Source organism: Lentilactobacillus kribbianus, from assembly GCF_013184075.1.
GTDB classification, from domain to species: Bacteria; Bacillota; Bacilli; order Lactobacillales; family Lactobacillaceae; genus Lentilactobacillus; species Lentilactobacillus kribbianus.
Genome location: NZ_JABEQQ010000001.1, coordinates 485,576 through 511,556 on the forward strand (window position 1 = coordinate 485,576; position 25,981 = coordinate 511,556).

Here is a 25,981-nt window from a genome sequence, read left to right on the forward strand (position 1 = left end):
ATATAAAATATATGTGTGATTAATCTGTGGTTGGAATATGAAGTTTTCCTGTTCTCAATTCACAAATGACATCGCTGTTTAGTTATCAATTCTTGATTTTATAATAGTTAACGGGGTTGTGAAATCGACTATTATACCTTAAAAAAACTGTTATTATCATTTAAAAAATGATAATAACAGTCTCTTTTTTATATTATTAATTTTTTTGGTAATCAACATGTGCCATTTGTGGTACTTGATCCCAAGCCACTGGGTAACCGGCGCCATGAGCGCAAAAAACGGAATCGGGAGTATTGGCTAAATCACCCGCCGGATTGTAATTCATGTCTTCAACCACCCTTTTCTCATCATGGCAGGGTTGGTAGCCAGCGAAAACACATTCTAATTGTCCCTGACCGTGAGTATAGGCGTTTACTTCTTGAACATAGGTCTGCATAGTGGCTACTGGTGCCGTCCCAGTAATAGTAGTCATTTCTTCATTAGGGTCGTCAGTTACTAACGGAGCCATTTGACCCTGCATCCGTTGAATATCAGTCATGGCGCGCCCGATTTGATCAGCCGGAATAGTTAGCCGAAATTGATACCAGGGTTCTAATAATTGCAGCGCTCCCCGTTGTTTTAACATCATCAACCCTTGCCGCAAAGCCCGCCAAGTGGCTTCACGAAAATCGCCGCCCACCGTATGCACATTACTAGCGCGCCCGTTAATTAATGTCACTTTAATATCAGTAATAGGCGCACCAATCAGTACCCCGCGGTGTTCTTTAGCTTGCAGCGCCGTTAAAATTTGGTGTTGCCAGTTGCGATCCAATACTTCAATGGCACAGTCACTCTGAAAACTAATCCCACTGCCTCGAGGGGCTGGTTCCATCAATAAATGCACTTCCGCATAATGCCGTAGCGGTTCAAAATGCCCCACCCCTTCCATCGGCTCCGTAATGGTTTCTTTATATAAAATAGAACCCTCACCAAACTCAACCGTCAAATCAAATCGATCGCTTAACAACTGCCGCAAAACCTCCAACTGAATGACTCCCATTACTTGGATTCGAATTTCTTGTAATTGCTCCGACCAGGTTACATGTAATTGAGGGTCTTCATCTTCTAATTCTTTAAAGGCTGCCAAGCAGGTTTGAATATCGTTGCCATTAGGTACCACCGTGTAATTTAATACCGGTTGTAATAAGGGGCTTCTCTCGTCGTTAGTCTGCCCTAATCCTTGGCCCGGATAAGTCTGGGTTAGCCCAGTTAAAGTGCAAACTTGGCCGGCGCTGATTTCCGATTGAATCGTGAACTTGGTACCGTTATAAACGCGAATTTGATTAATTTTTTGCTCATCAACGATTACTTGTCGCGGTTGTAAACGGCCCCCGGTCAAGCGTATCCATGTTAAACGTTCTCCTTTTGCGTCATGCGATATTTTAAAAACTCGCGCACCAAATTCGCGTTCGGTTTGCGTCTGAACACTCCATTTTTTTAATCCGGCCAACAAGGTAGCGACTCCGTCTAATTTTAAAGCTGCCCCAAAATAAACGGGAAAAACTAAGCGTTTGGCAATAGCTTGTTGAATGGTTGGCGTAGTTAAAGCATCACTAGCTAAATATTCATCTAACATATCATCACTTTGCATAGCGATTTCTTCTAACGATTCTGAAACATCATCAAACGCGACACATCCAGTAGCCAATTCCGTTTTTAATTGATTTAGTATCCCCTGCTCGTCGGTTCCGGGGGCATCCATTTTATTAACAAAAATAAACGTTGGTACTTGATACTGTTCTAACAATCGCCATAACGTGCGCGTATAGCCCTGAATGCCATCCGTGGCCGCTACTACCAAAACCGCATAATCCAATACTGAGAGTACTTGTTCAGTTTGTGACGCAAAATCAACGTGACCCGGTGTATCTAATAATGTGACTGCCAAATCTTGATACTGAAATTGGGCTTCGTGAGAAAAAATAGTAATTCCACGTTGTTTTTCTAAATCATCCGGATCTAAAAAGGCATCGCCATTGTCCACCCGACCTAATTGCCGTAACATGCCGGCTTGATACAACATTGCTTCTGATAACGTAGTTTTGCCGGCGTCAACATGGGCGACAATTCCAGCCACAATTTTTTTCATATCGTTCTCCTTAATTAATCATGAAAAAAGGCGTTGGAAACTAAGTCCCCCGCCTTAATTATTTTGTAACAAGGTTGCAAAGGCAGCCGTTGTCATATTTGGAACCACTCGTTGTCGTTTTAAATTATACCATCCCTGTTGCTTAACATTAGCCATTCCTGGTTCCGTAGTAATGCCAATCTTGTAACCCGCTTGTTTCGCCAGTCGGGCCGTGGCATTATTCACCCGTCCGGCCGGATAACAAATCAATTGGGTATCTTGATGCAGTTTTTGATCTAGCCAACGTTTGGAATCAGTTAATTCTTTTTCTTGTTGCTGATCCGTTAACTCATTTAAATCCAAGTGTTTTACCGTGTGACTTTGAAATTCTACCAAATGAGTTTGACGCATTTTTTGCACCTGTTTCAAAGTCAAATGATTATGGTGTTTAGCAAAACTAGTGATGTAATTAATAGTAGTTTTAATATGGTATTTTTTGATAATAGGTAGCGCCTTGGTGTAGTTATCTTTGTAAGCATCATCCATCGTTACCCAAACTACCTTTTTTTGTGGTAATTGGTTGGTCTTAAAGGCGCGAATGGCCTCTGCTGTAGTCAAAGTATAATAGTGGTGTTTATGTAAATAGTTCATTTGTTGCTCAAACTCAGCACTAGGAACTCGTAAACTATTACCTTGCGAAATGCTATGATACATCAAAATCGGAATATTCACGTTTTTTTGGTATTGATGCCATGGTTTGGCTTGTGATTGTTTTTTGGGCTTAACTGGTTGCAAACTCGCTGCCTGAGTACTTGAAGAGGCAGCCGAATTACTTTTTTTCGCCTGACAACCGCTAGTTAACAACATTAAGCTCATTAGTCCCCCGACTAAAGCCCAACTAGTTTTCATAGATAATTCCCCCTTGATTATTCCCTTTTAATATAACATAACTTTCCAACAAACAAATCGAATAGTATGTGCTTACGTTTTTATTTTAAAGTCCCAAAACCGTCCTAGTCGCTGCCAAATCATTCATTGAAAAGATATGAATACCGTCAACTTCGTGTTGCTTTAAGTCCTCAATTTGATGCCTAGTAAATGCCAGTCCGGCCTGGCGAAAGGCCACTGGATCATCAGCGTATTGGTCGATGATCGCTTGAACCGCTGGAGTTATGGGGATATGCAAATTTTGGGTAAGGTTCTTCATCAAATGCAGACTAGTAATTGGCAGCACTCCAGCAATTATTGGTACTTGGATTCCAATCGTGCGAGCCTGTTGAACGAAGCGGTAAAAAACGTCGTTAGCAAAAAATATTTGGGAAATCACTTGTTGCGCTCCAGCGGTCACTTTTAATTTTAGATAGTCTAAATCAACCGCTAAAGATGGGGCTTCTGGGTGTTTGGCCGGATAACCAGCGACACTAATATCAAAGCCGCCCAGTTGCTGCAAATACTCAATTAAATCCAGCGCATGCAAAAAATCCCCCACGGGTTGATTGCCTTGCAGCGCTCCCCGGAGTGCCATAACGCGCGAAACCCGCATTGCCTTTAATTGCTGCACCATTTGTTGCACGCTGGCTTTAGTTTCGTACAGTCCTGGTAAATGGGCTACTGCTGGTAAATGAAGTTGATTTTCAATCACATCTAATGTCTGCATACTGGCTGCTTTGTTAGTTGGTGTTTGACCGGCTCCCAAGGTTACCGCTACCGTGGTTGGATGTAATAATGGGAGTCCCGCTAGCATTTCTTGATATGCCGGTAGTTTATCCGGGCTACTGGGCGGTACGATTTCGATAGAAACGGGAATGCTCATGGTAAGATGCTCCTTTCACATAAGATACTATTGTTAATTATAGCTTAATTCAGCGCGATTATAAGCCGCACTAATTAAATAGTAGTTAACACCCCTGCTTGTTTTTATTTTTCCACGCGTTAAAATTACACTTACAAATAGTTATTAAAGATAAGAGGAGGTTCTCTAATGCAACCCACTGATTTATTAACTCAACGACATTCTACCCGGCGCTTTACCAACCAACCTGTACCCTTGGATTTATTAAAGACCATCATCACTGAAGCCCAACGGAGCCCTTCTTGGGAAAATACCCAACCCTGGAAATTATACTTAGCCGTGGGGCAAACAGCTGCTAAGATCAGAAACAGTCACGCCGCTCACGCCCAAGCTCATGACAAGAGTTGGACAGAAGTGGTCCCACCCAAAGAATGGGCCGCTCATCCCCAAGCCAATATGGATCAGTGGAGTCAAGACCTCAAGTCTCAATTAAGTGCCCCTGATGTGGACGATTTTATGCAAGCCCAAGGCCAATTATTTGATGCTCCAGCCATTTTATACATCACTATCCCTAAAGATGCTTCGAGTTATTCCGTTTATGATGCTGGAGGCTTTGGTAACAGCCTCGTCTTAGCCGCTTATAATCACGGCGTAGATTCAGTCACTGCCTATGAATTCATCCGGTTTCCGGCCGAGGTGCGCGAACAGTTTGCGATACCAGCTGATGAATCGCTATTGATTGGCATTGGTCTGGGGTATGCCACCAACTCTAAGGTAAACAAATTTCAGACTCAGCGGGAACCATTAGCTGATATTTTACAAATTAGTGGTCAATAAAAAAGAACCAGTGACTAGCTCTTGGGCTAATGACTGGTTCTTTTATGGTATCTAATACTTGCTTATGGTAAATCATTACCAGCCATAATATCCCTCTCATAAATTTGGCAAACAAAAAAAGGTCGATTACTGCTCATCGACCTTTCTCTGATTATTTTTGATTTAATTTGTCCTTCACTGCATCCGGTACCTTATCTTTACTTACGTAATTAGGGCCCTTGACCACGCGCTTGTCTGAAATTTCTGCCTTTACCGTTGCATTAGGGGTAAATGGCTTAGGATCAGATCCCATCACTTCGTATGGTAGGGTTTCGGTTTTACCATCTGTTCGCACAAAATGCAGCTTATAAGAATAGGAATAGGAATCAGCAACCTTCTTACCATTATCATCGACCGTGGCTTCGCGCTTAGGTACTTGATTAGGAATTACCGCATAGGCGGGATGTCCTTGATAAGTTTGGGTATAATACTGCCAGCCAAAGTAACCACCAACAGCTAATATTAAAAGTGCAATAAGCGAAATAATTTTTTTCATAATTTTAACCCTCCATCTTTAAAAATAATTGTAGCATACATTTTTCTGGAGTCTTAGCAAAAGAACTTCCAAAATTAAAAATAGTTCATAATGGTATAATAAGTGCCAAGATCATTCTTCGGAGGTTATCATGAGCTTTTATCTTATGCCCGTCATCACTGCAATTATTTTGTTCCCGCTTGCGGCCTTTTTATTAAGTATTCCGTATGCTGCTTGGCAATATCATGTTTATGGTTCCATTTCTAAATTTAAACTACTCATCGTTTTTAGCTTCATCTTTTATTTATTATGTGCTTATTTTTTAATTATTCTACCACTGCCCGATAAAAATTTTGTCGCGCATTTGCGTACCCCTTGGTGCCAACTAGTCCCCTTTAACGCGCTCCACTACTTTATTACTCACACCAGCTGGCGCCCGCTAGAATTCAGCACTTATTTAACTGCCTTCAAGCAAAATGCCTTTATTCAACCGTTCTTTAACCTCGTTTTAACAATTCCTTTGGGCGTTTATCTACGTTATTTGACTAAATGGTCCTTGCCAAAAATTATTTTAGCTAGTTTTTTACTTTCCCTCTTTTTTGAATTAACTCAACTAAGTGGCCTTTATTTCATCTATCCCCGTCCTTATCGCTTGTTTGACGTTGATGATTTAATTTTAAATACCAGCGGGGGCGTTTTCGGTTACCTGCTCGAACCAATGCTAACTAAATTATTTCCTTCTATTGATCAATTAAATCAATTAGAAAGAAACGATCGCGATACCGCCAGCTTTTGGCGCCGACTGACCGCTTTGACGGTGGATTTGCTTATTTTCAATCTGGGCTTTGATCTGCTAGCCCTCCTGAATCCTAATTGGGGCCTGACTAACTTGAGTAGTTTTATCGTGGGGGTCAGTCTTTATTTTATCGCCTTACCTTATTACTGGCAGGGAGCCACCCTGGGGAAACGGTTAGTCAAAATTAAGTTAGTCAACGCCGATGAAACTCCCATTAAGTTACCAGCGCTCATTAGTCGCCAAATATGGTTACATGGCTTGGGGTTAGCTAATCTTCATTACCTTATGCCAACCATCTACCAACATTTCACAGCAGCTCACCAGCAATATCGGGTCTTTTACCTCCTGATTTTTATTATCGCAATCCTAGTTTTAGGCTTATTTTTCATCAATGCCGTGATTTTAATTATTAATAAAAAACGACGGATATTTTATGAATATCTCACTCACACCAAAGAAATTGGTTATTAATTAGCTTGTAAAAAGTAAGTAGTAGTGGTATTTTAAAACTACTTTATTAATAGGAAGTGACGGTAAATGGTGATGCGTGATCTTAATTTCGATACTAAAGTCGGACTTAAAATCTTAGCCCAGCGCTGGTATGCAGTCTTGTTGATTCAACTTCAGTCCACTCACATTGATTTTATGACCATTAGAAACCAAGTCCGTGGCCTCTCCACACTGCACCTGCTTACGACCTTGGTGGAATTAGAACAAATGGGCTTGGTGGCGGCTAACGACCATTACCAATATCAATTAACCGCGGCGGGCCTAAAAGCCCAAGAGTTACTCCGCCAAATCACGGTATTGGGCCATCATGAATTAAATCAACTAAGCGGCCGTTGGAGCTTATAAAAAAAGATTAAGTCTAAAGACTTAATCTTTTTATTATTTATCTAACTTTTAAAAACGAACCAGCGTCCAATAAAATCTTAGAATATCCCGGTACGGTGGCTTTATTAATATCGTAATTACGTTGAAATTCACAAGCTAGTTGCGGAATGGAAGTCATTTGGGCTCCCTTAACTTGCATCCGCATAATCGCTGCATTGTGCGCATCAACTGACGAACCGGCCACACAATCTAGCACGGGATACACTTCATAGCCTTCTTTTAACGCATCCAAAGTCGGAAATGAAAGGCAGGCTTCTGTCCAAAGGGCCGCAATGATTAATTTTTTACGGCCGGTAGCATGAACGGCATCGTAAAAGTTTTTGTCTTCCCAAGCATTAATAGACATCCGATCATAAACGTTAATGTCACCAAAAGCTTCTCTTAAAGCTGGAAATGATGGTTCATTCCCACCAGAAGTAACGTTAACTGTCGAAGCAATCACGGGTACGTTGTATAGTTTTCCTAATTCTACCAAATCAACGACGTTGCGCATGATTTTGGCAGTGTTAGCTGATTCTTGGGTGAGCAACTGCGTTGGTTGATAATCAATTACCGCAATCACTGAATTTTCTGGATCAATTAAATTATCTTCCTTAGAATCCCGTAACTTCATACTATTTGGCTTAATCAGTGGCATAAATAAATTCCCCCTAAAATATTTATATGTAATCTATGGAACACTCACAGAATAAATTGGCCGGCAGTTAAAGTCAACGAAAGCGACTTACTAAACGATATTAACTAATGCCCCTTATCCTAAATGACAAATATGGCACACATTACTCTAAACGAAACATTCGCCTCAAAGTTGTAAATTCAGCAAAACTGCTTCGTAACATTGATGCCGTAAGATAAGCATATAAATTTGAGAAATGAGGAATTAATTTTGAAACTTTCATTACGATTAACTTTACTAGCAACTATGGGCTTGATGGGCGCCACTATCGCTACTACTGATACAGCCAGTGCCGATACTTACACTAACTATAATGGTCAAGCAACTACTCAAACCTATAACTACAATTATGCAAACTCAACCACTACTAACCAAACTGATGCTACTAGCGGGGTTGTCAGTTATGCTAAAAAATTGGCTAACATGAACATCCCTTATGTTTGGGGCGGAGCCAGCTTAAGTGGCATGGATTGTTCTGGTTTAACTGCTTACGTTTACCAACATGCGGCGGGCATTAACCTAGCTCATAATACCGTTGCCCAAGAAAGCCAAGTGACTTACAAGAGTGTTAGCCAAGCTCAACCTGGTGATTTATTATTCTGGGGTAGCAAGGGCGCTTCATATCACGTCGCCATTTACATTGGTAACAACCAATATGTGGCCGCACCACAACCAGGTCAAAATGTAGAAGTAGAAACCATCAATGCTGCCTTCATGCCAAGCTTTGCTGGCCAAGTTAAATAATTAATTGTAAAAGTCGGTTATGACCGACTTTTTTTGTGGTTAAATTTAAATGTGATAAGATAATAACTATCATATTATGTAACTTTATAATCAATTAAACTCGTAAGGAGATTCATTCATGACCTGGTTCATCCTCATTATTGCCGCTTTTTTAGGCGCCCTAGTTCAAGGTCTCACTGGTTTTGGTTCCGTCATCATCATGATGATTTTTTTACCATCTATTTTACCAATGACTCAAGCAGCCGGAATCGGTGGCGTCATTATGTTCAGCAGTGTGTTAACCCTCACTATTCGTTATCGTCACGAATTTAAGCTCAAACGAGTACTGCCACCGTTTATCGTTTACGCAGCCGTTGCCACTTGGTCCGTTCATCTTAGTAGCGTGTTAGATACCCATGTTTTGCGCTTAATGCTAGGAGGGTTACTGGTAGCATTATGCCTTTACTTTACCTTTTCCAAAACTGCTGGCAGTCAAAAATATCCTTTATGGATTTCTCTAATTTTCATGATTATTTCCGGTTTTTTTAACGGTCTTTTTGGTATTGGTGGCCCCTTAATGGCGCTTTATTTCTTATCATTATCTAAATCCATGCCGGATTATTTGGGTAATATTCAAGGATTTTTCTTAATTGATGCTATTTATATCACTGCCATTCGAGTCTTTAACGGTATCTTAGGTACGACTGAAGTCCCAGCAATCATTGTTGGGATGATTGCGGCTACGTTGGGAACTATCGTAGCTACTCGGCTATCAACTCGATGGAACTTAGAAACATTAAAACCCCTGATTTATGGTTTTATTGGACTGAGCGGAATATATTATCTTTTCTTCTAAATACTAAAAAAGGAATACAATCAAAGCCTATAAATAGCTTTGATTGTATTCCTTTTTTATTTGTTCTTCAAATCTTCAATCGAATTAATATTAGTCATATACTTAGGTACTGCTAAGCCGACTCGTGCCCCCTTTAAATTAGGACCCAAATCGACAAACTTACCTTGATAGTCATGATAATACTTGGCGGACGTAGTCGGTAACCAAGCTGCCACTTGAGCATCGGCAACATTGGTAGCAATGGAAGCCCACATTGGTTGCATTTCCATCGCTTGGGTAGTGACATTATAGCCTAAGCCACGAAGAACTTCCGCTACTACATTAGTTGAAGCAATTTCGGAATCCCAAGCTACATAAGTTAGTTTAATAGTTGTTTTTCCAGTTACTTTGCTAATTCCTTTGGTCCAAGTATGAACCTTATCCGGATTAGCTTTAAGCCACTCTTGAGCTGCTTTTTGTGGATCTTTACCGTTATTAATTTGCATCATTACTTGAGACATTTCTGCTGGCGTCCAGTTAAAGCGATCCAACATTTCATAAGCTTGTGGTTGATCCTTTTGTAATCCTTTACGCACAATAGTATGAATACTTTCAGTTTTACCATAAACTTGCTTGGGATCTTTTAAAAATTTGATTGGATATTTAGTAAACATCCAGTGTGGTTGCCACCCGGTAATCACAATTGGTTGTTGGTGCTTAATAGCTTTATCCAAAGTACTAGTCATTGCAGCTGTCGAACTAGTTTGTAATTGCCAGTTATTTTGAGCCAGTCCGTATTGAGTTAATGCTGTTTGAGTAGAGGCCATGATGCCAGCACCTGCATCAATTCCCGTAATGGTGTAATTAATTTGAGATCCCAACTTTTGCTTAGCATTATACTTAGGAGCTTCAGTGCTACAACCACTCAGCAGAAGGACTAACGTTAAAACGACTGGTAATAAAAAGGTCAATTTCTTTTTCACGCTCGTCCTCCTATTTATTTTTGCTCTGAGATTTATTGAAGGCTTGCGTTACCCGGTCAAGAATAATTGCCAACACAACAATAGCAAAACCAGCGGTAAAACCACTACCAGCATCATTACGTCCTACGGCAAAGTACACTTGAGTACCCAATCCCATTGCCCCAATCATTGAGGCAATTACTACCATAGATAGAGATAACATCATACTTTGATTGACCCCAGCCATAATAGTAGACTTAGCAATTGGTAGTTGCACTTGAGTCAGCGTCTGCCAACTAGTAGAGCCAAATGAATTGGCAGCTTCTATCAGGTCTTCTGGCACTTGACGAATTCCCAAGTTAGTCATTCTTACAGTTGGAGGCATCGCAAAAATAACTGATGCAACTACTCCTGGAGCCATCCCAATTCCAAAGAATGCAACCGCAGGAATCAAATAAACAAAGGCTGGCATTGTCTGCATAAAATCTAAAATCGGATTGACAATCGTTTTAACTTTATTGCTTTTAGCCATCCAAATCCCTAACGGAATTCCAATTACAATCGCAATTAAACTAGAAGTTAGTACTAACGTAAGGGTTTGAGTCATATCTCGCCAATATCCTTGATTGGCAATATACCAAAATCCCAGCACTTCTAAAATTATTAAACTCCATTTTTGTTTATTGCGGTTAGCATACAAAGTAATAGCCACAATTATTACCACAAATAACCATGCTGGTAATAAATCAAATAACCATTGAAATGAATTAATAATGGCATTTAAGAAATTAGTGATTCCTTGAAAGAAACCTTCAAATTGAGTTAACCAATTAACAAATTCATTAACCCATTTTGCAAGTGGCAACTTAGGTAAATTAAACATAGTCTACACCTCCATTACCGTTTAATGCATCTAAAATCGCACCACGAATAATAATACCTCGTAGTCGTTTTTTATCATCCAATACCGCAATTGGAATTGGAGAATGTGATGCTTCGTCCATCATATCTTTTAGTGGTGTATCTAGTGCAACGGTTGGAACATCATGCCTAAGAATCCCCGTCAAAGAACGATTATTATCTTTAATCAATTGAATTACATCAGCTGAATCAATTAAGCCCACCATTTGATGCTTATTATCAATCACGTAAAGACTGGAGATTTCATTTTCTCGCATCCGCCGTAATGCTAGACGCGGACCATCCTTTTCAATATTTACCGTAACTGGTCTAATCATAACCTTGCTGGCAGTCAGCACTTTACTTCGATCAACGTCTTCAATAAAGCGTTCGACATAGTCATTAGCTGGATGTGTCAAAATATCTTCTGGCGACCCAATTTGCACAATCTCACCATCACGCATAATCATAATATGATCCCCAATTCTCAATGCCTCATTAAGATCATGAGAAATAAAAATAATGGTTTTTTGCATATTTTCTTGTAAATCTAATAATTCATTTTGCATTTCTTTTCTGTTAAGGGGATCTAACGCAGAAAAAGCCTCATCCATCAATAAGATTTCTGGATCATTAGCCAATGCTCTAGCCAGCCCAACTCGCTGCTGCATTCCCCCAGAAAGTTGAGTGGGATATTGATCGTTGTAGCCGGTTAAGCCCACCATTTCGAGAGCTTTAGCGGCTTTTTGTTGGCGATCAGTTTTATCCATTCCTTGAATTTCCAAGCCATATTCAGCATTTTCTAAGACCGTTCGATTTGGTAATAACGCAAAATTTTGAAACACCATACTCATTTTATGACGACGCATATTTCTTAGTTCATCTTTGTTCATAGTCATTACGTCCTTGCCGTCCAAAATGACTTGACCATTAGTGGGGTCAATTAGTCGATTTATCATTCTAATCGTAGTGGATTTACCACTACCAGAAAGGCCCATAATCACAAATATTTCTCCGTCTTCCACCGTAAAATTGGCTCGATCAACTCCGATCGTAGCTCCAGTTTCCTTCAAAATATCTGCTTTACTAGCTCCATCCGTGAGGAGTTTCTTGGCCTTATTGACCCGTTTTCCAAAAATTTTAGTTAAGTTCTTAACCTCTACTTTAGTAGTCAAGCAACAACCTCCTTAAGTTATAAATTTGGCCCTTGAGACCAATATACAAAAAAGAACTCATCCAATTAGATAAGTTCTCTTTTTTTAAAACGTATATACTACCCTAACATAAATAAAATATGTTGTAAAATCAGTCTTTTTGATTATAAAAGTATACCTTTTCACAATTAAATTCGAATTTTATAAATATCTCACTCTTTAAAAATCAACCGAAAATTGTTACTATCAACGTTTCTCTTCGATTTACATTTTCAATCAATCCTTTTATAGTTAATTCACAAAAACAAGTTCTTGACCTTGACGCCACGGCAACCCTTATATTCTTAATTAGGAGGTGCAAACATGCAGTATACCATTAAACAATTATCCGATTTGGTGGGAATCAGTACGCGGACGTTGCGCTATTACGATCAAATTAATTTACTTAAACCAGCTACTATTAGCGAGGCCGGTTACCGACTTTATGGCCCAAAGCAGGTGCAGCGGTTACGCCAAATCATGACCTACCGCGCTTTAGATTTTTCATTGGCGGATATCGCGACAATTTTAACGAAAAAGCCAGACCAGTTGACTGCCGATCTCAATCAACAGTTACTTCACTTACAACACCAAGCTCAACAACTGCAGTTAACTATCGAAACCGTCCAACAACAAATTTTAATTAATCAAGGAGTAAGTCAAATGACAGACCAAGAACAATTTGAAATTTTTAAGCAACAACAACTAGCCGAAAACGAAGAGCAATTTGGAGCCGAAGTTCGTGATAAATATGGTGAAGCAACTATTACGGCCACCAATCAAAAATACGCCCAATTAAATGAAGAACAGTTTGCGGCCATACAAAAAACGGAAAATCAATTAATTGAATTATTGAAAGCCACTGTGGCCCATCCCACCACCAGTGCTGAAAATCAAACCACTATTTTTCAGTTGCACAAACAATGGCTAACCTATACGTGGTCCAACTATTCTAGCGCTGCTCATCGGGGATTAGCTGATATGTACTTGGCCGACGAACGGTTTACTCGTTATTACGATGATCGTGCCGGTAGTGGTGCCACTCAGTTGTTGTGCAATAATATTTACGCCGCCACTAAATAGCCGGGTACTATGTTAAAATGTTGGTATCAATTTCTAGAAACGAGACTAGTAATCATGAAAATTATCATTGCGCCCGCCAAAAAAATGATCGTTGATACCGATAACTTTGTAGCCGAAACGACGCCCCTTTATTTAAGTGAAGCTAGCCAATTATTAGCTCGATTACGTCAATTAACTTTTACCGAGCTTAAAGCCCTTTGGCATTGTAGTGATCAGTTAGCGACTGCCAATTATCAACGACTCCTAAAAATGAATTTAACCACGGATTTAACGCCCGCCATCATGGCCTTTACTGGCTTACAGTATCAATACATGGCTCCCGATTTATTCACAACCGCAGCCTTAGAGTATGTTAAAAGCAATCTACGAATTCTATCTGGATTTTACGGTAGCTTACGGCCATTTGACGGAATCACGGCATATCGGCTAGAAATGCAGGCACCATTACAGCTAGGCCAGACTACGAACTTATACCAGTTTTGGGGTAACAAGATTTATACCGCTTTAGCAATTAATAATGAACCCGTGATTGACCTCGCTTCTAACGAATACGCCAAAACTATTCGACCATATCTACAACCAAATGAAGTCTTTATTGATATCATTTTTGGACAGTTAATCGAGGGAAAAGTCAAAACTAAGGCAACTTTAGCTAAAATGGCGCGGGGGGAAATGGTGCGGTATTTGGCAGAAAATAACGTCCAAACGCTTACCGAATTAAAACAATTTGATCACTTGAATTACCAGTTCCAAGCGCCTTTGTCGACGCCCACTAAATTAGTGTTTATTCAAAAATAGGACAACGCTTTTATAGCGTTGTCCTATTTAATATTATGCATTCACATGAGGTTCACCTTTAATTTCATGTTTAACATGATTCATCATATCGTCAACCAGCTCCACAATATGGGGATCATCCAACCGATATAAGATGCGGGTGCCTACTCGTTTTTTAGCAACTAACTGGTAGCGAAATAACACCCCCAGATGTTTAGACACCACTGATTGGGGGAGGCTCATTGCCGCGATAATTGTCGAAACGGTCACGTAGTCCGTTTGTTCCCGTAAAAAATATAAAATATCAATTCGAATACTATTGCCTAACACCCGATATATCTGGGCCGCTTCAGCAATCAAGGCCGCTTTATTAGTCATAATGATTACCTCACCTTATTATATCCATGCAAGGATGTGGTTAAGAAAGCCACTGTCCCAAAAAACATATAAGCCAATCGCCACATAAACTATTTTAGTCCCCATTTCACCATAGCGATTCATTATTGTTTGAACTACTGGAATATTGCCAATTAGCTTAATTATAACCACAATAACGATGGAGAGCCCGATTAAAAATAATAAGACTAACAAAAATTGGCTAAGGGTTAGCCCGGTCAAAATCGGTAAAAAGATGGAGAGATTACAACCCGCACAAACGGATAAATAAGTAATAAAAGTGGCCATAATTGGTGCATGATGTTGGTTGTTGCTAATATCATCCGGATCGTCTTTAAATGCCATGTAAATGGGTAAAATACCGAGGATACCCAGTAACCATTCTGGTAAAAATAACGCTAAAAGTTGGCCCGCAAAAAAGCTAAGACCAACTAATAGTGTAATACCCATAATGTAGCCCACCATTACTTTTTTAAGTTCGTACTTTTTCAGTAAAAATAATAAAATAAAGAAAAAATCCAAGTTAACTCCGATAAAAGTAATTAATATTAAACTCCAATTCATCCCATCATCCTCTCTATATATTCTGTTCACGGAATATATAGAGCATACTTCGTCTCGCTAAAAAGGGCAACCCTCTTATTGAAGGGCTAAAGCCAAAATTCGTTGTTCAATCTCATCACGGACCTGGCGAAAGACAACTAATTTTTCAGCGACCGTGCCGGCTGCTAAGGCCGGATCAGGTAAGGGCCAATGGATTTTTCGAACGGCGGGCGGTGTGACTGGGCACCGATCCCGTGCATCCCCACACAAAGTAACCACTATATCACAGCTATTTAAATACTGCTGATCAATCAACTGTGATTGTTGCTGGGAAATATCAAGGCCTACCTCTTGCATCACCTGCACCGCTAGTGGATTGAGTCCGTGCGTTTCAATACCCGCGCTGGCTACCTGCCACTGCGATCCTAAAATTTGCTTAGCAAAGCCCTCTGCCATTTGACTGCGACAAGAATTACCGGTGCAAAGAAAATAAATTTGCTTCATGTTTGCTCTCCTTGTGAGTGGTATAAGTGCTACTAGTATGATAGTTCTTAGTAAAATAGGCAATTAATTTTACATTATCCCTAATTTATGTTTATTTTAGCTTTTCTTTAAGACCCGTTAAAGTTCCTTCCCGTAGGCTTAACTCATCTTCTAAAAAATTTGAGTAAAGGTTGTGTACATATGAATTTTATTAAACGGGCGTGGTTAAATACCAGTGCCAAATGGGGGCGGACGGCCTTACTAACTTTGGTCACCTCGGCCATCTTAATATTTGTGCTGGCTGGTTTATTAATTAGTAACGCTGCTAATAAAGCAACGGAACAGGCTAAGCGAAGTGTCGGTTCCACCCTCACGTTGTCAGCGAACCGGGAAAAAGCTTTTAAAAAAATGCAAGCATCAGCAACTAGCTCAAGTAGTAGTAGCCGGCCTAAGCTAACGATGACGCCAGTGAAACTAAGTGATGCTAAAAAAATTGCCCAAAATAAGAATATTTCGGATTATAACGTTACCGTGAATAGTTCGGTGAACGCCAAATCCTTTGATGCGGTTTCCACTACGTCGGCCAGTCCGATGGGTAACAAGATGGGTGGTTCCGGCAGTTCTACCAATGGTGATATCACAGTTACCGGGGTTTCCAGCACTAATTTAGTAAGTAGTTTTCAATCTAAAAGTAGTAAAATCACCTCTGGTCGCGGCCTAACGACGGCTGATGCAGGCACCAATAATACCGTTATTGAAAGTGAATTAGCCTCCCAAGATAACCTTAAAGTTGGCGATACCATCACGGTTAAGAATCCAAGTAATAGTAAGAAGACTTACAAGCTTAAAATCGTGGGGATTTACAAGGCATCTAGTATTTCATCAACGACCATGATGGGCAATGATCCTTCCAACACGATTTATACTTCCTATACTTTTGCTAATACCGTTAAAGGCAGTAAATATGCCAACACTGCTGATGATGCCAGCTATCAAACCGTTAAAAAATCTATGAGTACCGTTAGTGGCTTTGCTAATAAGATCGTGTGGTTAGTAGCCTTAGCGGGTACGATTATCCTCGCTTTAATCGTTATCTTGATGGTTAGAGAGCGACGGTATGAAATTGGCGTGCTCTTATCTCTAGGCGAATCACGCCTCAAAATCATTGGACAATTTTTTGCAGAATTAGTAATCGTACTAGTAGTCTCGCTAGTCATTGCGGGAGCTGGCGGCCAGTTAGTAGGGAATAAATTAGGCCAGCAACTAGTATCGTCAGCCCAAACTACCCAAACCAGCAGTTCGCAAACTACTGGAAACCAACCTGGTAGTCGTGGCGAGGCTCCCGGAGGCAACCGTGGCGGTGCAGCTGGCGGTCACGGCCCAATGGGTAGTTCGCCTACTGCAACCCAAAAGCAGAAAGCAACGAAAACCAAATTAGAAACTAAGGTCAACGCGACTGAATTAATGGAACTAGGCGGCTTTGGTCTCTCCATTATGTTTATCGCCGTCTTAATCGGCTCATTTGGAATTTTGCGACTCGAACCGAAAAAAGTCTTAATTGACGATTAGGAGGAATCAAGATGACAGTAATGCTAACCACTAAAGACTTAACCTATTGGTACGAAAATAGTGATAATCCCTTATTTCAAAACGTCAACCTGCAATTCGAACCCGGCAAACTATATGCCATCGTGGGCAAAAGCGGTTCTGGTAAAACAACCTTCCTCTCTCTTTTGGCTGGGTTAGATCAACCTAAGGCGGGAGATATTTTATACGAAGGCACGCCGCTTAAACGGATTGGCCTCACCAACTACCGCCGTCACGACGTTTCAGTCGTCTTTCAGGCTTACAATCTTTTCACGTATATGTCGCCACTAAACAATTTAATGACCGCAATGGCGATTACTAATTCCACTCATCAAGGTAACAAACAATATGCTACCGAGATCTTAGCTAGCGTGGGAATCGCTCAAGCAGATATTACTAGAAACGTCACACATCTTTCCGGTGGTCAGCAGCAACGAGTGGCCATTGCGCGGACGATGGCCTGCGATGCTCCGCTGGTAGTTGCTGATGAACCAACGGGTAATTTAGACGAGCAAAATACCCAATCCATTATCAAGCAGTTTCAACAATTAGCCCATCAACAGGGTAAATGTGTCATCTTAGTTACCCATGAGCCAGATGTTGCCAAACAATGCGATCAACAAATCCAGCTCGTTAATCACAAATTCAGCGTAGTGTAAGATATATAAAAAAAAGGAAACCTAAATAGGTTTCCTTTTTTATTTAAATACCATTATCAATCGCCTTAGGCTGTAGTTCATCGTTAGCAACGAAGCGATCCAAAAACAACATTGATTGCACAAATACTTCATCCAAATATCCTTTGGCATGCTTAGTGCCAGCCACAAAATGGCTTTCTGACGGAATCTGAAATTGATTTAACGTCTCCACCATTGTAGTCACTCCGGTCGTTGGCACAAATTCATTCAAAGAGTTGGCCATAAAAATCGGACCCGTTTTTTCATTAACGCGGTGGTACGGTGTTGCTTTAAACCAGAGTTCTTCACTTTCACTATTATCAAAGTAATTCATGATAAACCACTTGTAAAAGGCATCATTAGAGCCATCTTGATTAATCGTAGCACTCGCCCCATTAAAATTTTGCTTAGTATCTGGTTGCGCGACCACTTCCTTATGCGTGGCCAACCAGTCATCAATATCTAAAATCCCGGATAAAGAAACTGCCGGAATCCCATATTTAATCGCTAGTTCCACGGCCATGTTTCCCCCAACAGAAGAACCGACGACTCCAATTTTATTCTTATCAAATCCAAACCGATTAGCGTGAAATTGTAACCATTCATAAACATTTTCCATGTCCACTAACGGATCAGGATAATGGCCTTGTGGCACAATGCGATAATTAGGCACTATCACAAAGTAGCCTTCCCCCGCTAATCGAGTTGCCCAATCGGCGTCTTTTAATTTGTCACCACGAAACCAGCCACCACCATGAATATCAATAATGGCCCCTTTATTCGTAATACTATCGTCCCAATAATAATCTAATTTCAAGTTATTTTGTGGATCGTAATCCACATCCAATTTCTGCTTAATTGTCATTAAAATCCCCCCTGAATTAAAATTTCATCAACGTTAGGTTTACTTTATGCCAATCTCTAATCTTTTACCAGTAAGTCGCTTATTAATAATAATTAAAATCGTCCTAATTATAATCATTAAGACCTAATAGGCATTATTTTTGATTTATTTATACCTGATTTAGTATGCTAAAGGTAATTCAAGATAACTAGCAATTCAAAGAAAAGGAGTGATTGATATGTTCGGTTGGATATGGTCATTAATTGTCGGTGCAATCATTGGGGTCATCGCTGGAGCTATTACAAATAAGGGTAGCTCAATGGGCTGGATTGCAAATATTGCTGCCGGTTTGATTGGTTCTTGGCTCGGACAAGCCTTACTGGGTACTTGGGGACCACAGTTAGCCGGAATGGCACTAATTCCTTCGATTGCAGGAGCGGTTATTTTAGTTATAATTGTTTCTTTAATCGCAGGATCAAGCCAAAAATAAGGTGGTGCGAACATGCGATTAGTTAATAAAATCCTGTTCGGCTTAGTGGGCATAGTGTTAATGGGATTTGCCCTTTATCAAATTAGTCTATGGTTTTTCATTCCGGGGCTGTCCGATTGGGCTCACACCATCGATAACAGTCAACAAGTGGTCTTACCCTATGTTTGGTTAGTTATTTTAGTGCTTATCGGTTTAGTCGGGTTAAGCCTGCTGCTCCTGGGTATTTTTCGTCCCGTTACCCAAAAGAAACTAGTGCTTACTAACACTACCGGAAAACTAGAAATTCCTGAAGCTATTTTAGCTAAAAATTTACAATATGCCTTAGTGGAACAATTCGGTCTAGTGGAACCCAAAGTCGACATTAAGTTATTACGGTCCCAGCGAGCTAAAGTCAAGGTCCGCGCTAACGTTAACGATGAACAAAATATCGAGCACTTAGCCACGGCGATTAATCAATATTTGAGTGAATATTTACAAGATCGCTTAGATATCACCGCGGTGAAGCCAGTCGCTCAACTATCACCGCTCAATCGGAACAAACGAGTTACCGTGGTTTGAGGGGGTGGATGAGATGAATAACGGTTTAATTGGTGCGGGAATAGGTATAATCCTCGGCATCGTATGGGTCTTTCAAGGCTTCTTGGCGGCCCTTTTGGTAGCTATTTTAGGTATTATTGGCTGGCTCATTGGCCGCTTTATCAAAATTGATTTTGCGGCATTAGGACAAAAGATTCAACAACTGCTTTCAAAGTAAATTTATTTAAAGGAGAAATTAACCATGAATACAGAACACCCTAATCCGCAAACTAAGTTAACTTTTAATGATGATGTGATTAAAAAAATCGCCGGAATTGCTTCTCGCAATGTTGATGGCGTGTTATCACTGGAAGGCGGGATGTTTAGTAATCTCAGCAATCGTTTCCGCAGTGATTCCGACCCGACTCAAGGAGTAAACGCCCAAGTCGGCGAAAAGCAGGTCACAATTAGCCTAAACATTACTGTCGAATACGGTAAGGATATGCGGCAAATCTTTAACCAAGTTTGTCAACGAGTTACCCAAGATATTCAGCGACTCACCGGGCTAGAAGTAATCGAAGTGGCCGTAGAGGTAGATGACGTAATGAGTAAACAAGAATGGCAAGAACAAGCCACCGGCAAACCTAATTCAAATATTGAAAATAACAGCCAAGTTGAATAATGAAAGGAAGCGCGATTATGGATAAAACTACTAACCCAACTAACACTGAACAGGTCATTTATTTTGATGATGAAGTTTTAGAAAAAATTGCTGGTAAAACCGCTGCTGAAATCGATGGAATTTTGAGCTTACAAGGTAACCTCTTAGATAATATTTCTGATCGTTTCACCAGTGGTGATAATCCCGAATCTGGTGTTGATATTGACTTAGACCCTGATCAAAAAACGGTTGCGATTGAACTAAATGCCATTTTGGAATATGGTAAACGGGCTGAAGATATTTTAGATAAATTAACTACTAAAATTGCCAGCGCGGTCAAATTAATGACTGGTTACCAAGTGACTGAAGTAAAATTACAGGTTAAAGATCTCTTAACCAAGGAAGAATGGCAACAAAAACAAACACCTAAAAAAGAAAAAAGTAAGAAACATGATTAAAAAAAGGTGCTGGCAAAAATCTGCCAGCACCTTTTATTTTTGTTTCAAAATAACATTGCCCACCATAACTGATACCGCCACCGCTACTCCTAGTGGCAAAAAGGCCGAGTAGTTCAAATGACAAATTTCAAATAACATAAATAAAGCCATTAAGGGTGCTTGTTGTGAAGTAGCCAATAAGGCGCTCGCCCCGATTACACCAGCCTGCCAAATCGCAATACCTGGGAAAAAGAGGTTAACAACAAAACCAACGATTACACCAATCACGGCTCCTAATGAAATAGAGGGCGTTAATGTCCCACCGGCTGCGCCCGCCTTCAAAGTTAACGGTGTCACTAGTGCTTTGGCCAACCCGCCTAACAGTAAAATCACAATCATTTTCGAAGTATGTAACTGCAGCGCCAAGGCTGCTAAAGCACGCCCATTACCCATAATTTGAGGAAAGACCATTGCAATTCCTCCCACTAATAAGCTCACTAATGGCAATTGCCACAAAACAGCTGTGCCCGTGGCCTTCTTAACCCCTGCTTGTTTAAATAACCGACGAAAATAAGCCCCGACGACCCCACAAATTGGGGCAATAACTACCACCAGCCAGAGTGACGAACTACTAAAATCACTGCCACCAACCAAGTAATAAGGGTGAAAGCCATGAGTAATAGCGCCCACTACCATCGCTGTAGTCGACATGATTAAGCTAACTGTAACCGTTCGTTTAGTCACTTTATTAAGTAAAATTTCCACGCTAAACAACATGCCCGTAATCGGGGCAATATAAATTCCGGCAAAGCCAGCCCCTGCGGCTGCCGCAATGAATAATTGCCGGTCTTCATCGCTGACTTTAACCTTGCGAACTTTATCTAGTAGCTGGACCAAAGTTTGCGCAATTAGGGCTCCTAGTTGCCGTGGAGCTAACTCACGCCCCACCGAGCCCCCCGTACCAACATAAAAGATTTGGGTAAAGACATCTAAAATCGTGGACCACCACGGTAAGTGTTCCCCCTTAATAGCTGCACTAATAGTAACGGTCGGCTGCATTTTAGTACTAAGAGCCCACCAACTAATAGCTGCAATAATCCCGCCCAAGGTTAAAGACAGTAACCGCTGGATCGGGGTGACCAAAATAGCAGTTGGCTGCAGCGCACTTTCGTTAAAGCCTAGAAAGAGGGCCTCAATCAGATCCAAAAATTCTCCAATCACGATGGCCCCCGCTCCCACTAGCCCTCCTAAAATAATTGTGGAGACAATTAGTGTCACGTTACTGTGGCGATTTAGCATTATAGCGTCTTCCTTTCTTCAGTTAAATCACATAACTGCTACTTATTCTAGCATTTTTAGCGGGACCAAAGAAAACGCAAATAAAATATTTTTCCGTTTTTAATAGCGTAATCCTTACCTTGCTTTATTAATGATAAAATATCAATAAAATAATTTAATTAAGAGGTGGTTGCATGTCCATACGTTTAGGTAGCATCGAAGCTGGAGGGACTAAGTTTGTTTGTGCTGTCGGTGATGAAAATTATCAAATCCAAGATATGATTAGTTTTCCCACCACTACTCCTCAAGCAACTTTACAACAAGCTATTAATTTTTTTAGTCAGTTCCCTGATTTGGCTGCGATTTCTGTGGCTTCGTTTGGTCCAATTGAAATTCGTCCTCATTCACCTCAATACGGCTATATTACTAATACCCCCAAAGCAGGTTGGCAGAACGTGGACTTTATTGGTCCTTTAAAAACAGCGTTTAATCTTCCTATTGTCTGGACCACTGACGTGAATGGTTCGGCTTACGGTGAATTTATTTTAGCACCAGAAGCATTGCAATCACTAGTCTATTACACTATCGGTACCGGCGTCGGGGCTGGTATAGTTACTAATGGTGATTTTGCTGGTGCTATCGGCCATCCGGAAGCCGGCCACATTCGGGTAAAACGTCATCCCGCCGACTTAGATTTTGCTGGTATTTGTCCATATCACGGCGACTGTCTAGAGGGCTTAGTAAGTGGTCCCACCTTTGAAGCACGGACCGGCCATCCTGGTAAAGAGGTGCCCTTAAGTGATCCAGTTTGGGACATCATGGCCTTTTACGTTGCTCAAGCAGCCCTTAATACCACGTTAATGTTACGACCTCAACGTATTATTTTTGGTGGTGGGGTGGTTAGTGAACCCTTCTTGCAAAAGGTACGAAGTGAATTTCAAATATTGTTAAACGACTACGTAGCTATTGGAGATTTAACCCAATACATTACCATGCCAGTAGCTGCTAACAATGGTTCGGCTACTATTGGTAATTTTGCGTTGGCCTTGCGTGCGGTAACTAAATAATTCAAAAACACCCACCCCATTAGGTGAGTGTTTTTTTTGACAGTTTGTAATTTCCATGATAAAGTTATCGTCGATGTAAATGGTAATTATTATCATTTACTCGATAAAAGTTATTAACTCATTGAATTTCAAACAAGGAGAATTAACATGGAAAAAACAGATTTAGCTAGTGCTTACAGTCGCTTAAAAAGTCCCAATATCAAAACCCGCAAGCGAGCCCTTAAAACCATTAAGGAAGCCAAACAAAATCATCATAAGTAGTTGTTAATTTACCAGTGATGAACTTGGTGAATTTTTAGTAATCACACTGTAACTTCATGTCTTGTGCCAACCCTAATTCGTTTAAGCGATGCTGACCCCAGGCAAACATTTGCTCAATAATTGGCACCAAACTTTCCCCGACGGTAGTCAAACTGTAAAAGACCGCTTTGCGATTATTTACTAATTTTTCTGTTCGCGTAACTAAACCATCATCTCCCAGTTCTTTTAACTGTTGCGCCAACATTTTATGGGTTACATCTACTAGTAATCGTTGAATTTGATTAAATCGCATCGTGCCATCATGACACAAGTGATAAATAATCACAATTTTATATTTACCTGAAAACATCGATAAAGTATATTCCTTCGCACAATCAATTTCTTTTCTGGCAATTTTTTCTTGAGCGTATTTTCTTACACAATCAGTCATTAAACTCTCCCAAATTCATACGCACAAAAAAGTGCGTTATTGCTATTCGTTTGTAACGGTATCTATAATATACTTACAAGTTCTCACGAACAAATTATTACAGTAGTTTTGCTTGGAAAGGAAGTAAATTATGGAAAATCAAACTTTAAGTAACGGGGTTACCATTCCTATGATGGGTTTTGGAACCTACCTAATCGATAAGGCCGATGTCAAAGACATGATGCAAACCGCTTTGGATGCTGGTTATCGTCATTTTGACTTTGCTGAAATTTACGGCAATCAAGCAGAAATTGGTGATGTACTAAGTCAAACTGATATTAACCGTGAAGATTTATTTTTAACTTCAAAGGTTTGGAACGCTGACCAAGGTTATGAAAGTACCTTGAAAGCTTTTGATAAAGCACTTCATGATCTTCAAGTTGATTACTTGGACCTTTACCTAATTCACTGGCCTAATGAAGAAAACTTCCAACTATCACTTGATACTTGGAAAGCCTTGGAAACTCTTTACAAACAAAAAAAGGTTCGTGCCATTGGTGTTTCGAACTTTTCACAAGATCAATTAAACCAAGTTTTTGAGATGGCTGAAATCAAACCGATGGTTAACCAAATTGAACGCCACCCTTATAAAACACAAGCTGATTTAGGTGCGTTTGATACTGCTAACGATATTGTTAATGAAGGTTACTCACCAATCGGCCATGGTCACTTAATTTTGGAAGATCCCGTTATCTTGGAATTAGCCGCTAAATATGGTAAGACCCCTGCTCAAGTAGTTTTGAGATGGCAAATTGATACTGGTTTCGTAGTCTTTCCTAAGTCAACTAAACCAGCTCGTATCCAAGAAAACATTGATATTTTCGACTTTAAGTTAACTGATGAAGATATTCAAAAAATTAACGCTTTGGATCAAGACAAGCATTTAAACTATGACTAAACAAAAAGCATTCCGCCAATCGGAATGCTTTTTGTAATTACCTCCTCGAATTGACTTTAACTAGCAGCAATGCTAAAGTAAGTAACAACTAAATGGTAATTATTATCATTTGTCACTAACGGAGGATTTTTTTAATGCGTAAAAATATTATTCTAGAATGCTTAGAAACTGGTGAACGACTTTATTTAACCAGCAAAAACGTTCGCAACACCCCGGATCGATTGAAGCTGAAAAAATACTCACCTAAGCTCAATCGCCCCGCCGTTTTTCAAGAAATTAAATAATTACAGAAAGGAGCCACTACTATGGCAGTTCCCGCAAGACGAACATCCAAGACGAAAAAAAATAGTCGTCGTGGTCAACAAAAACTAAAGCAACCCGCTATCTCCATTGATGCTCGGACCGGTGAATATCATTTGAGTCACCACGTCAGCGCAGATGGTTATTACAACGGTCAAAAAGTAATTAAATAAACTTCATAGTGCCGTTACTTCCCCCGTTAATTTAATTAGCGGGGGTTTTTTGAAGGTAAATGATTGTCACCAATGATTACTGGGATTATGATGACAGCCAAAAGGGGGAGATTTATCGTGAGTAAGAAGGATAATATTGCCGAACAACCTGGTTTTGGCGCCCTGTTAACAATGGTAGCAGGTGCCATTGATGCCTATACTTTTATGCTGCATGGTGAAGTCTTTGCCGGTTTGCAAACTGGAAACTTAATTTTGTTGGGACTTAACTTAGGTAAAGGACAATTTGAGATGAGTGTACGCTACGCATTATCGTTATTGGCTTTCTTTTTAGGGACTATCTTAATTCGGCTATTACAACGAAGTCATTGGTTTAAGAACGCTGATAAGTTCCGACGCCAAATGATTTTAGCGTATGAGTTTATGTTATTAGTAATAGTGGCGGTGATTGGACAAATTTTACCCAATTTATTAACTACTTCTATTTTATCTATGGCTGCCGCTGCGGAATTACAGGAATTTCGGCGTTTAGCAGGCGGTCCCTTTACCCCATTGATGATGACTGGTAATTTACGAACCTTAGCGGAAAGTAGCTTTGATGCCATTATTTATCATGAAACCTCGGCTCAACAAAAGCTCAAAGTAACTGGTCTGATCATGGTAACCTTTGCTTTAGGGGCAGGGTTGGTGGCCGGTCTAATTCCATTACTGGGAGCCTTCACCATCTTATTTCCAGCCGGGCTCATCGTAATTGCTTTTCTGCTAATCACTTTCAATAATCATTAAAGGCCTCAGGCAATAGATGTTGTCTGAAG

The 25,981-nt window shown here is 40.2% G+C and carries 33 protein-coding genes and 1 pseudogene; 20 read left to right on the forward strand and 14 right to left on the reverse strand.

Going from position 1 to position 25,981, the window contains the following annotated elements; all coding sequences use genetic code 11:
- Positions 1-196 precede the first annotated feature (196 nt).
- From HII32_RS02545 to HII32_RS02555, 3 genes are all read right to left on the reverse strand, one after another.
- Entirely contained in the window at positions 197-2,128 is a 1,932-nt protein-coding gene (locus HII32_RS02545; RefSeq protein WP_172187975.1) for an elongation factor G, read from the reverse strand.
- Between the two features lie 54 nt (positions 2,129-2,182).
- Positions 2,183-3,016: a polysaccharide deacetylase family protein gene (locus HII32_RS02550; protein ID WP_172187996.1), complete on the reverse strand. Its 834-nt coding sequence runs from the start codon at positions 3,014-3,016 to the stop codon at positions 2,183-2,185.
- A gap of 85 nt (positions 3,017-3,101) precedes the next feature.
- Positions 3,102-3,920 carry a methylenetetrahydrofolate reductase gene (locus HII32_RS02555; RefSeq protein ID WP_172187998.1) on the reverse strand — a complete coding sequence of 273 codons (819 nt, stop codon included), beginning with the start codon at positions 3,918-3,920 and terminating at the stop codon, positions 3,102-3,104.
- A 168-nt stretch (positions 3,921-4,088) separates the two neighbouring features.
- Here HII32_RS02555 and HII32_RS02560 point away from each other — a divergent pair, with 168 nt between their 5' ends.
- Positions 4,089-4,736 carry a nitroreductase gene (locus tag HII32_RS02560; protein ID WP_172188000.1) on the forward strand — a complete coding sequence of 216 codons (648 nt, stop codon included), beginning with the start codon at positions 4,089-4,091 and terminating at the stop codon, positions 4,734-4,736.
- A gap of 151 nt (positions 4,737-4,887) precedes the next feature.
- On the opposite strand, the gene HII32_RS02565 is transcribed toward HII32_RS02560, so the two are convergent.
- Positions 4,888-5,271 (reverse strand): DUF1093 domain-containing protein, encoded by a 384-nt coding sequence (locus HII32_RS02565; RefSeq protein WP_172188002.1) that lies wholly within the window; start codon positions 5,269-5,271, stop codon positions 4,888-4,890.
- 130 nt (positions 5,272-5,401) lie between these two features.
- Between HII32_RS02565 and HII32_RS02570 the strand changes: the two genes are divergently transcribed.
- A complete protein-coding gene (locus HII32_RS02570) occupies positions 5,402-6,517 on the forward strand; it encodes a VanZ family protein (protein WP_172188004.1) in 1,116 nt (371 codons plus the stop codon).
- A 66-nt stretch (positions 6,518-6,583) separates the two neighbouring features.
- Positions 6,584-6,901 (forward strand): winged helix-turn-helix transcriptional regulator, encoded by a 318-nt coding sequence (locus HII32_RS02575; protein ID WP_172188006.1) that lies wholly within the window; start codon positions 6,584-6,586, stop codon positions 6,899-6,901.
- A 37-nt stretch (positions 6,902-6,938) separates the two neighbouring features.
- Here HII32_RS02575 and HII32_RS02580 read toward each other — a convergent pair whose 3' ends face one another.
- Positions 6,939-7,577 (reverse strand): isochorismatase family protein, encoded by a 639-nt coding sequence (locus HII32_RS02580; RefSeq protein ID WP_246224799.1) that lies wholly within the window; start codon positions 7,575-7,577, stop codon positions 6,939-6,941.
- A gap of 441 nt (positions 7,578-8,018) precedes the next feature.
- Here HII32_RS02580 and HII32_RS02585 point away from each other — a divergent pair.
- Positions 8,019-8,360, forward strand: a pseudogene (locus HII32_RS02585) (C40 family peptidase); the annotation flags it as partial.
- Between the two features lie 118 nt (positions 8,361-8,478).
- Positions 8,479-9,195 (forward strand): sulfite exporter TauE/SafE family protein, encoded by a 717-nt coding sequence (locus HII32_RS02590; RefSeq protein WP_172188008.1) that lies wholly within the window; start codon positions 8,479-8,481, stop codon positions 9,193-9,195.
- 56 nt (positions 9,196-9,251) lie between these two features.
- On the opposite strand, the gene HII32_RS02595 is transcribed toward HII32_RS02590, so the two are convergent.
- From HII32_RS02595 to HII32_RS02605, 3 genes are read right to left on the reverse strand one after another with little or no spacing between them, the layout of a single operon-like run.
- Positions 9,252-10,157 carry a glycine betaine ABC transporter substrate-binding protein gene (locus HII32_RS02595; RefSeq protein WP_172188010.1) on the reverse strand — a complete coding sequence of 302 codons (906 nt, stop codon included), beginning with the start codon at positions 10,155-10,157 and terminating at the stop codon, positions 9,252-9,254.
- A 10-nt stretch (positions 10,158-10,167) separates the two neighbouring features.
- Complete coding sequence (locus tag HII32_RS02600) at positions 10,168-11,019, reverse strand: ABC transporter permease (RefSeq protein ID WP_172188012.1); 852 nt, start codon at positions 11,017-11,019, stop codon at positions 10,168-10,170.
- A complete protein-coding gene (locus tag HII32_RS02605) occupies positions 11,012-12,211 on the reverse strand; it encodes a quaternary amine ABC transporter ATP-binding protein (RefSeq protein WP_172188014.1) in 1,200 nt (399 codons plus the stop codon). Before HII32_RS02605 ends, HII32_RS02600 begins: the two co-directional genes overlap by 8 nt.
- Before the next feature lie 342 nt (positions 12,212-12,553).
- Here HII32_RS02605 and HII32_RS02610 point away from each other — a divergent pair, with 342 nt between their 5' ends.
- A complete protein-coding gene (locus HII32_RS02610; RefSeq protein ID WP_172188016.1) occupies positions 12,554-13,312 on the forward strand; it encodes a MerR family transcriptional regulator in 759 nt (252 codons plus the stop codon).
- Between the two features lie 54 nt (positions 13,313-13,366).
- On the forward strand, positions 13,367-14,110 hold the full coding sequence (yaaA, locus tag HII32_RS02615; protein WP_172188018.1) for a peroxide stress protein YaaA: 744 nt from the start codon (positions 13,367-13,369) through the stop codon (positions 14,108-14,110).
- 33 nt (positions 14,111-14,143) lie between these two features.
- Here yaaA and HII32_RS02620 read toward each other — a convergent pair whose 3' ends face one another.
- From HII32_RS02620 to arsC, 3 genes are all read right to left on the reverse strand, one after another.
- Positions 14,144-14,467, reverse strand: a complete 324-nt coding sequence (locus HII32_RS02620; RefSeq protein WP_172188020.1) for an ArsR/SmtB family transcription factor — start codon at positions 14,465-14,467, stop codon at positions 14,144-14,146.
- 18 nt (positions 14,468-14,485) lie between these two features.
- A complete protein-coding gene (locus tag HII32_RS02625) occupies positions 14,486-15,049 on the reverse strand; it encodes a cadmium resistance transporter (RefSeq protein WP_172188022.1) in 564 nt (187 codons plus the stop codon).
- A 75-nt stretch (positions 15,050-15,124) separates the two neighbouring features.
- On the reverse strand, positions 15,125-15,532 hold the full coding sequence (gene arsC, locus HII32_RS02630; protein WP_172188024.1) for an arsenate reductase (thioredoxin): 408 nt from the start codon (positions 15,530-15,532) through the stop codon (positions 15,125-15,127).
- A gap of 180 nt (positions 15,533-15,712) precedes the next feature.
- Between arsC and HII32_RS02635 the strand changes: the two genes are divergently transcribed.
- A complete protein-coding gene (locus tag HII32_RS02635) occupies positions 15,713-17,080 on the forward strand; it encodes an ABC transporter permease (protein ID WP_172188026.1) in 1,368 nt (455 codons plus the stop codon).
- 20 nt (positions 17,081-17,100) lie between these two features.
- Positions 17,101-17,757, forward strand: a complete 657-nt coding sequence (locus HII32_RS02640; protein WP_172188763.1) for an ABC transporter ATP-binding protein — start codon at positions 17,101-17,103, stop codon at positions 17,755-17,757.
- A gap of 43 nt (positions 17,758-17,800) precedes the next feature.
- Here HII32_RS02640 and HII32_RS02645 read toward each other — a convergent pair whose 3' ends face one another.
- Positions 17,801-18,640: an alpha/beta hydrolase fold domain-containing protein gene (locus HII32_RS02645; protein ID WP_172188028.1), complete on the reverse strand. Its 840-nt coding sequence runs from the start codon at positions 18,638-18,640 to the stop codon at positions 17,801-17,803.
- Positions 18,641-18,857: 217 nt separating this feature from the next.
- Here HII32_RS02645 and HII32_RS02650 point away from each other — a divergent pair, with 217 nt between their 5' ends.
- The 5 genes from HII32_RS02650 to HII32_RS02670 are packed head-to-tail and all read left to right on the forward strand — an operon-like array spanning position 18,858 to position 20,744.
- Positions 18,858-19,109: a GlsB/YeaQ/YmgE family stress response membrane protein gene (locus HII32_RS02650; protein ID WP_172188030.1), complete on the forward strand. Its 252-nt coding sequence runs from the start codon at positions 18,858-18,860 to the stop codon at positions 19,107-19,109.
- A 12-nt stretch (positions 19,110-19,121) separates the two neighbouring features.
- Complete coding sequence (gene amaP, locus HII32_RS02655; protein ID WP_172188032.1) at positions 19,122-19,667, forward strand: alkaline shock response membrane anchor protein AmaP; 546 nt, start codon at positions 19,122-19,124, stop codon at positions 19,665-19,667.
- Positions 19,668-19,680: 13 nt separating this feature from the next.
- Complete coding sequence (locus HII32_RS02660; RefSeq protein ID WP_172188034.1) at positions 19,681-19,863, forward strand: DUF2273 domain-containing protein; 183 nt, start codon at positions 19,681-19,683, stop codon at positions 19,861-19,863.
- A 24-nt stretch (positions 19,864-19,887) separates the two neighbouring features.
- The gene (locus HII32_RS02665; RefSeq protein WP_172188036.1) at positions 19,888-20,307 is read left to right on the forward strand and encodes an Asp23/Gls24 family envelope stress response protein; all 420 of its coding nucleotides are present in this window, start codon (positions 19,888-19,890) and stop codon (positions 20,305-20,307) included.
- A 17-nt stretch (positions 20,308-20,324) separates the two neighbouring features.
- Positions 20,325-20,744, forward strand: a complete 420-nt coding sequence (locus tag HII32_RS02670) for an Asp23/Gls24 family envelope stress response protein (RefSeq protein WP_172188038.1) — start codon at positions 20,325-20,327, stop codon at positions 20,742-20,744.
- Positions 20,745-20,777: 33 nt separating this feature from the next.
- On the opposite strand, the gene HII32_RS02675 is transcribed toward HII32_RS02670, so the two are convergent.
- Positions 20,778-22,022: a chloride channel protein gene (locus tag HII32_RS02675; protein WP_172188040.1), complete on the reverse strand. Its 1,245-nt coding sequence runs from the start codon at positions 22,020-22,022 to the stop codon at positions 20,778-20,780.
- 179 nt (positions 22,023-22,201) lie between these two features.
- Between HII32_RS02675 and scrK the strand changes: the two genes are divergently transcribed.
- Entirely contained in the window at positions 22,202-23,068 is an 867-nt protein-coding gene (gene scrK / locus HII32_RS02680; RefSeq protein WP_172188765.1) for a fructokinase ScrK, read from the forward strand.
- A 147-nt stretch (positions 23,069-23,215) separates the two neighbouring features.
- Positions 23,216-23,329: a putative metal homeostasis protein gene (locus HII32_RS02685; RefSeq protein ID WP_172188042.1), complete on the forward strand. Its 114-nt coding sequence runs from the start codon at positions 23,216-23,218 to the stop codon at positions 23,327-23,329.
- A 34-nt stretch (positions 23,330-23,363) separates the two neighbouring features.
- Here the strand turns inward: HII32_RS02685 and HII32_RS02690 are convergent, their stop codons facing one another.
- Complete coding sequence (locus HII32_RS02690) at positions 23,364-23,759, reverse strand: winged helix-turn-helix transcriptional regulator (RefSeq protein WP_172188044.1); 396 nt, start codon at positions 23,757-23,759, stop codon at positions 23,364-23,366.
- A 130-nt stretch (positions 23,760-23,889) separates the two neighbouring features.
- Between HII32_RS02690 and HII32_RS02695 the strand changes: the two genes are divergently transcribed.
- The 4 genes from HII32_RS02695 (at position 23,890) to HII32_RS02710 (ending at position 25,952) form a co-directional block, all read left to right on the forward strand.
- Positions 23,890-24,696, forward strand: a complete 807-nt coding sequence (locus tag HII32_RS02695; protein ID WP_172188046.1) for an aldo/keto reductase — start codon at positions 23,890-23,892, stop codon at positions 24,694-24,696.
- Positions 24,697-24,830: 134 nt separating this feature from the next.
- Positions 24,831-24,980: a 50S ribosomal protein L33 gene (gene rpmG, locus HII32_RS02700; protein ID WP_172188048.1), complete on the forward strand. Its 150-nt coding sequence runs from the start codon at positions 24,831-24,833 to the stop codon at positions 24,978-24,980.
- 21 nt (positions 24,981-25,001) lie between these two features.
- Positions 25,002-25,169 (forward strand): 50S ribosomal protein L32, encoded by a 168-nt coding sequence (gene rpmF, locus HII32_RS02705; protein ID WP_172188050.1) that lies wholly within the window; start codon positions 25,002-25,004, stop codon positions 25,167-25,169.
- A gap of 72 nt (positions 25,170-25,241) precedes the next feature.
- A complete protein-coding gene (locus HII32_RS02710; RefSeq protein ID WP_246224800.1) occupies positions 25,242-25,952 on the forward strand; it encodes a YoaK family protein in 711 nt (236 codons plus the stop codon).
- Positions 25,953-25,981 lie beyond the last annotated feature (29 nt).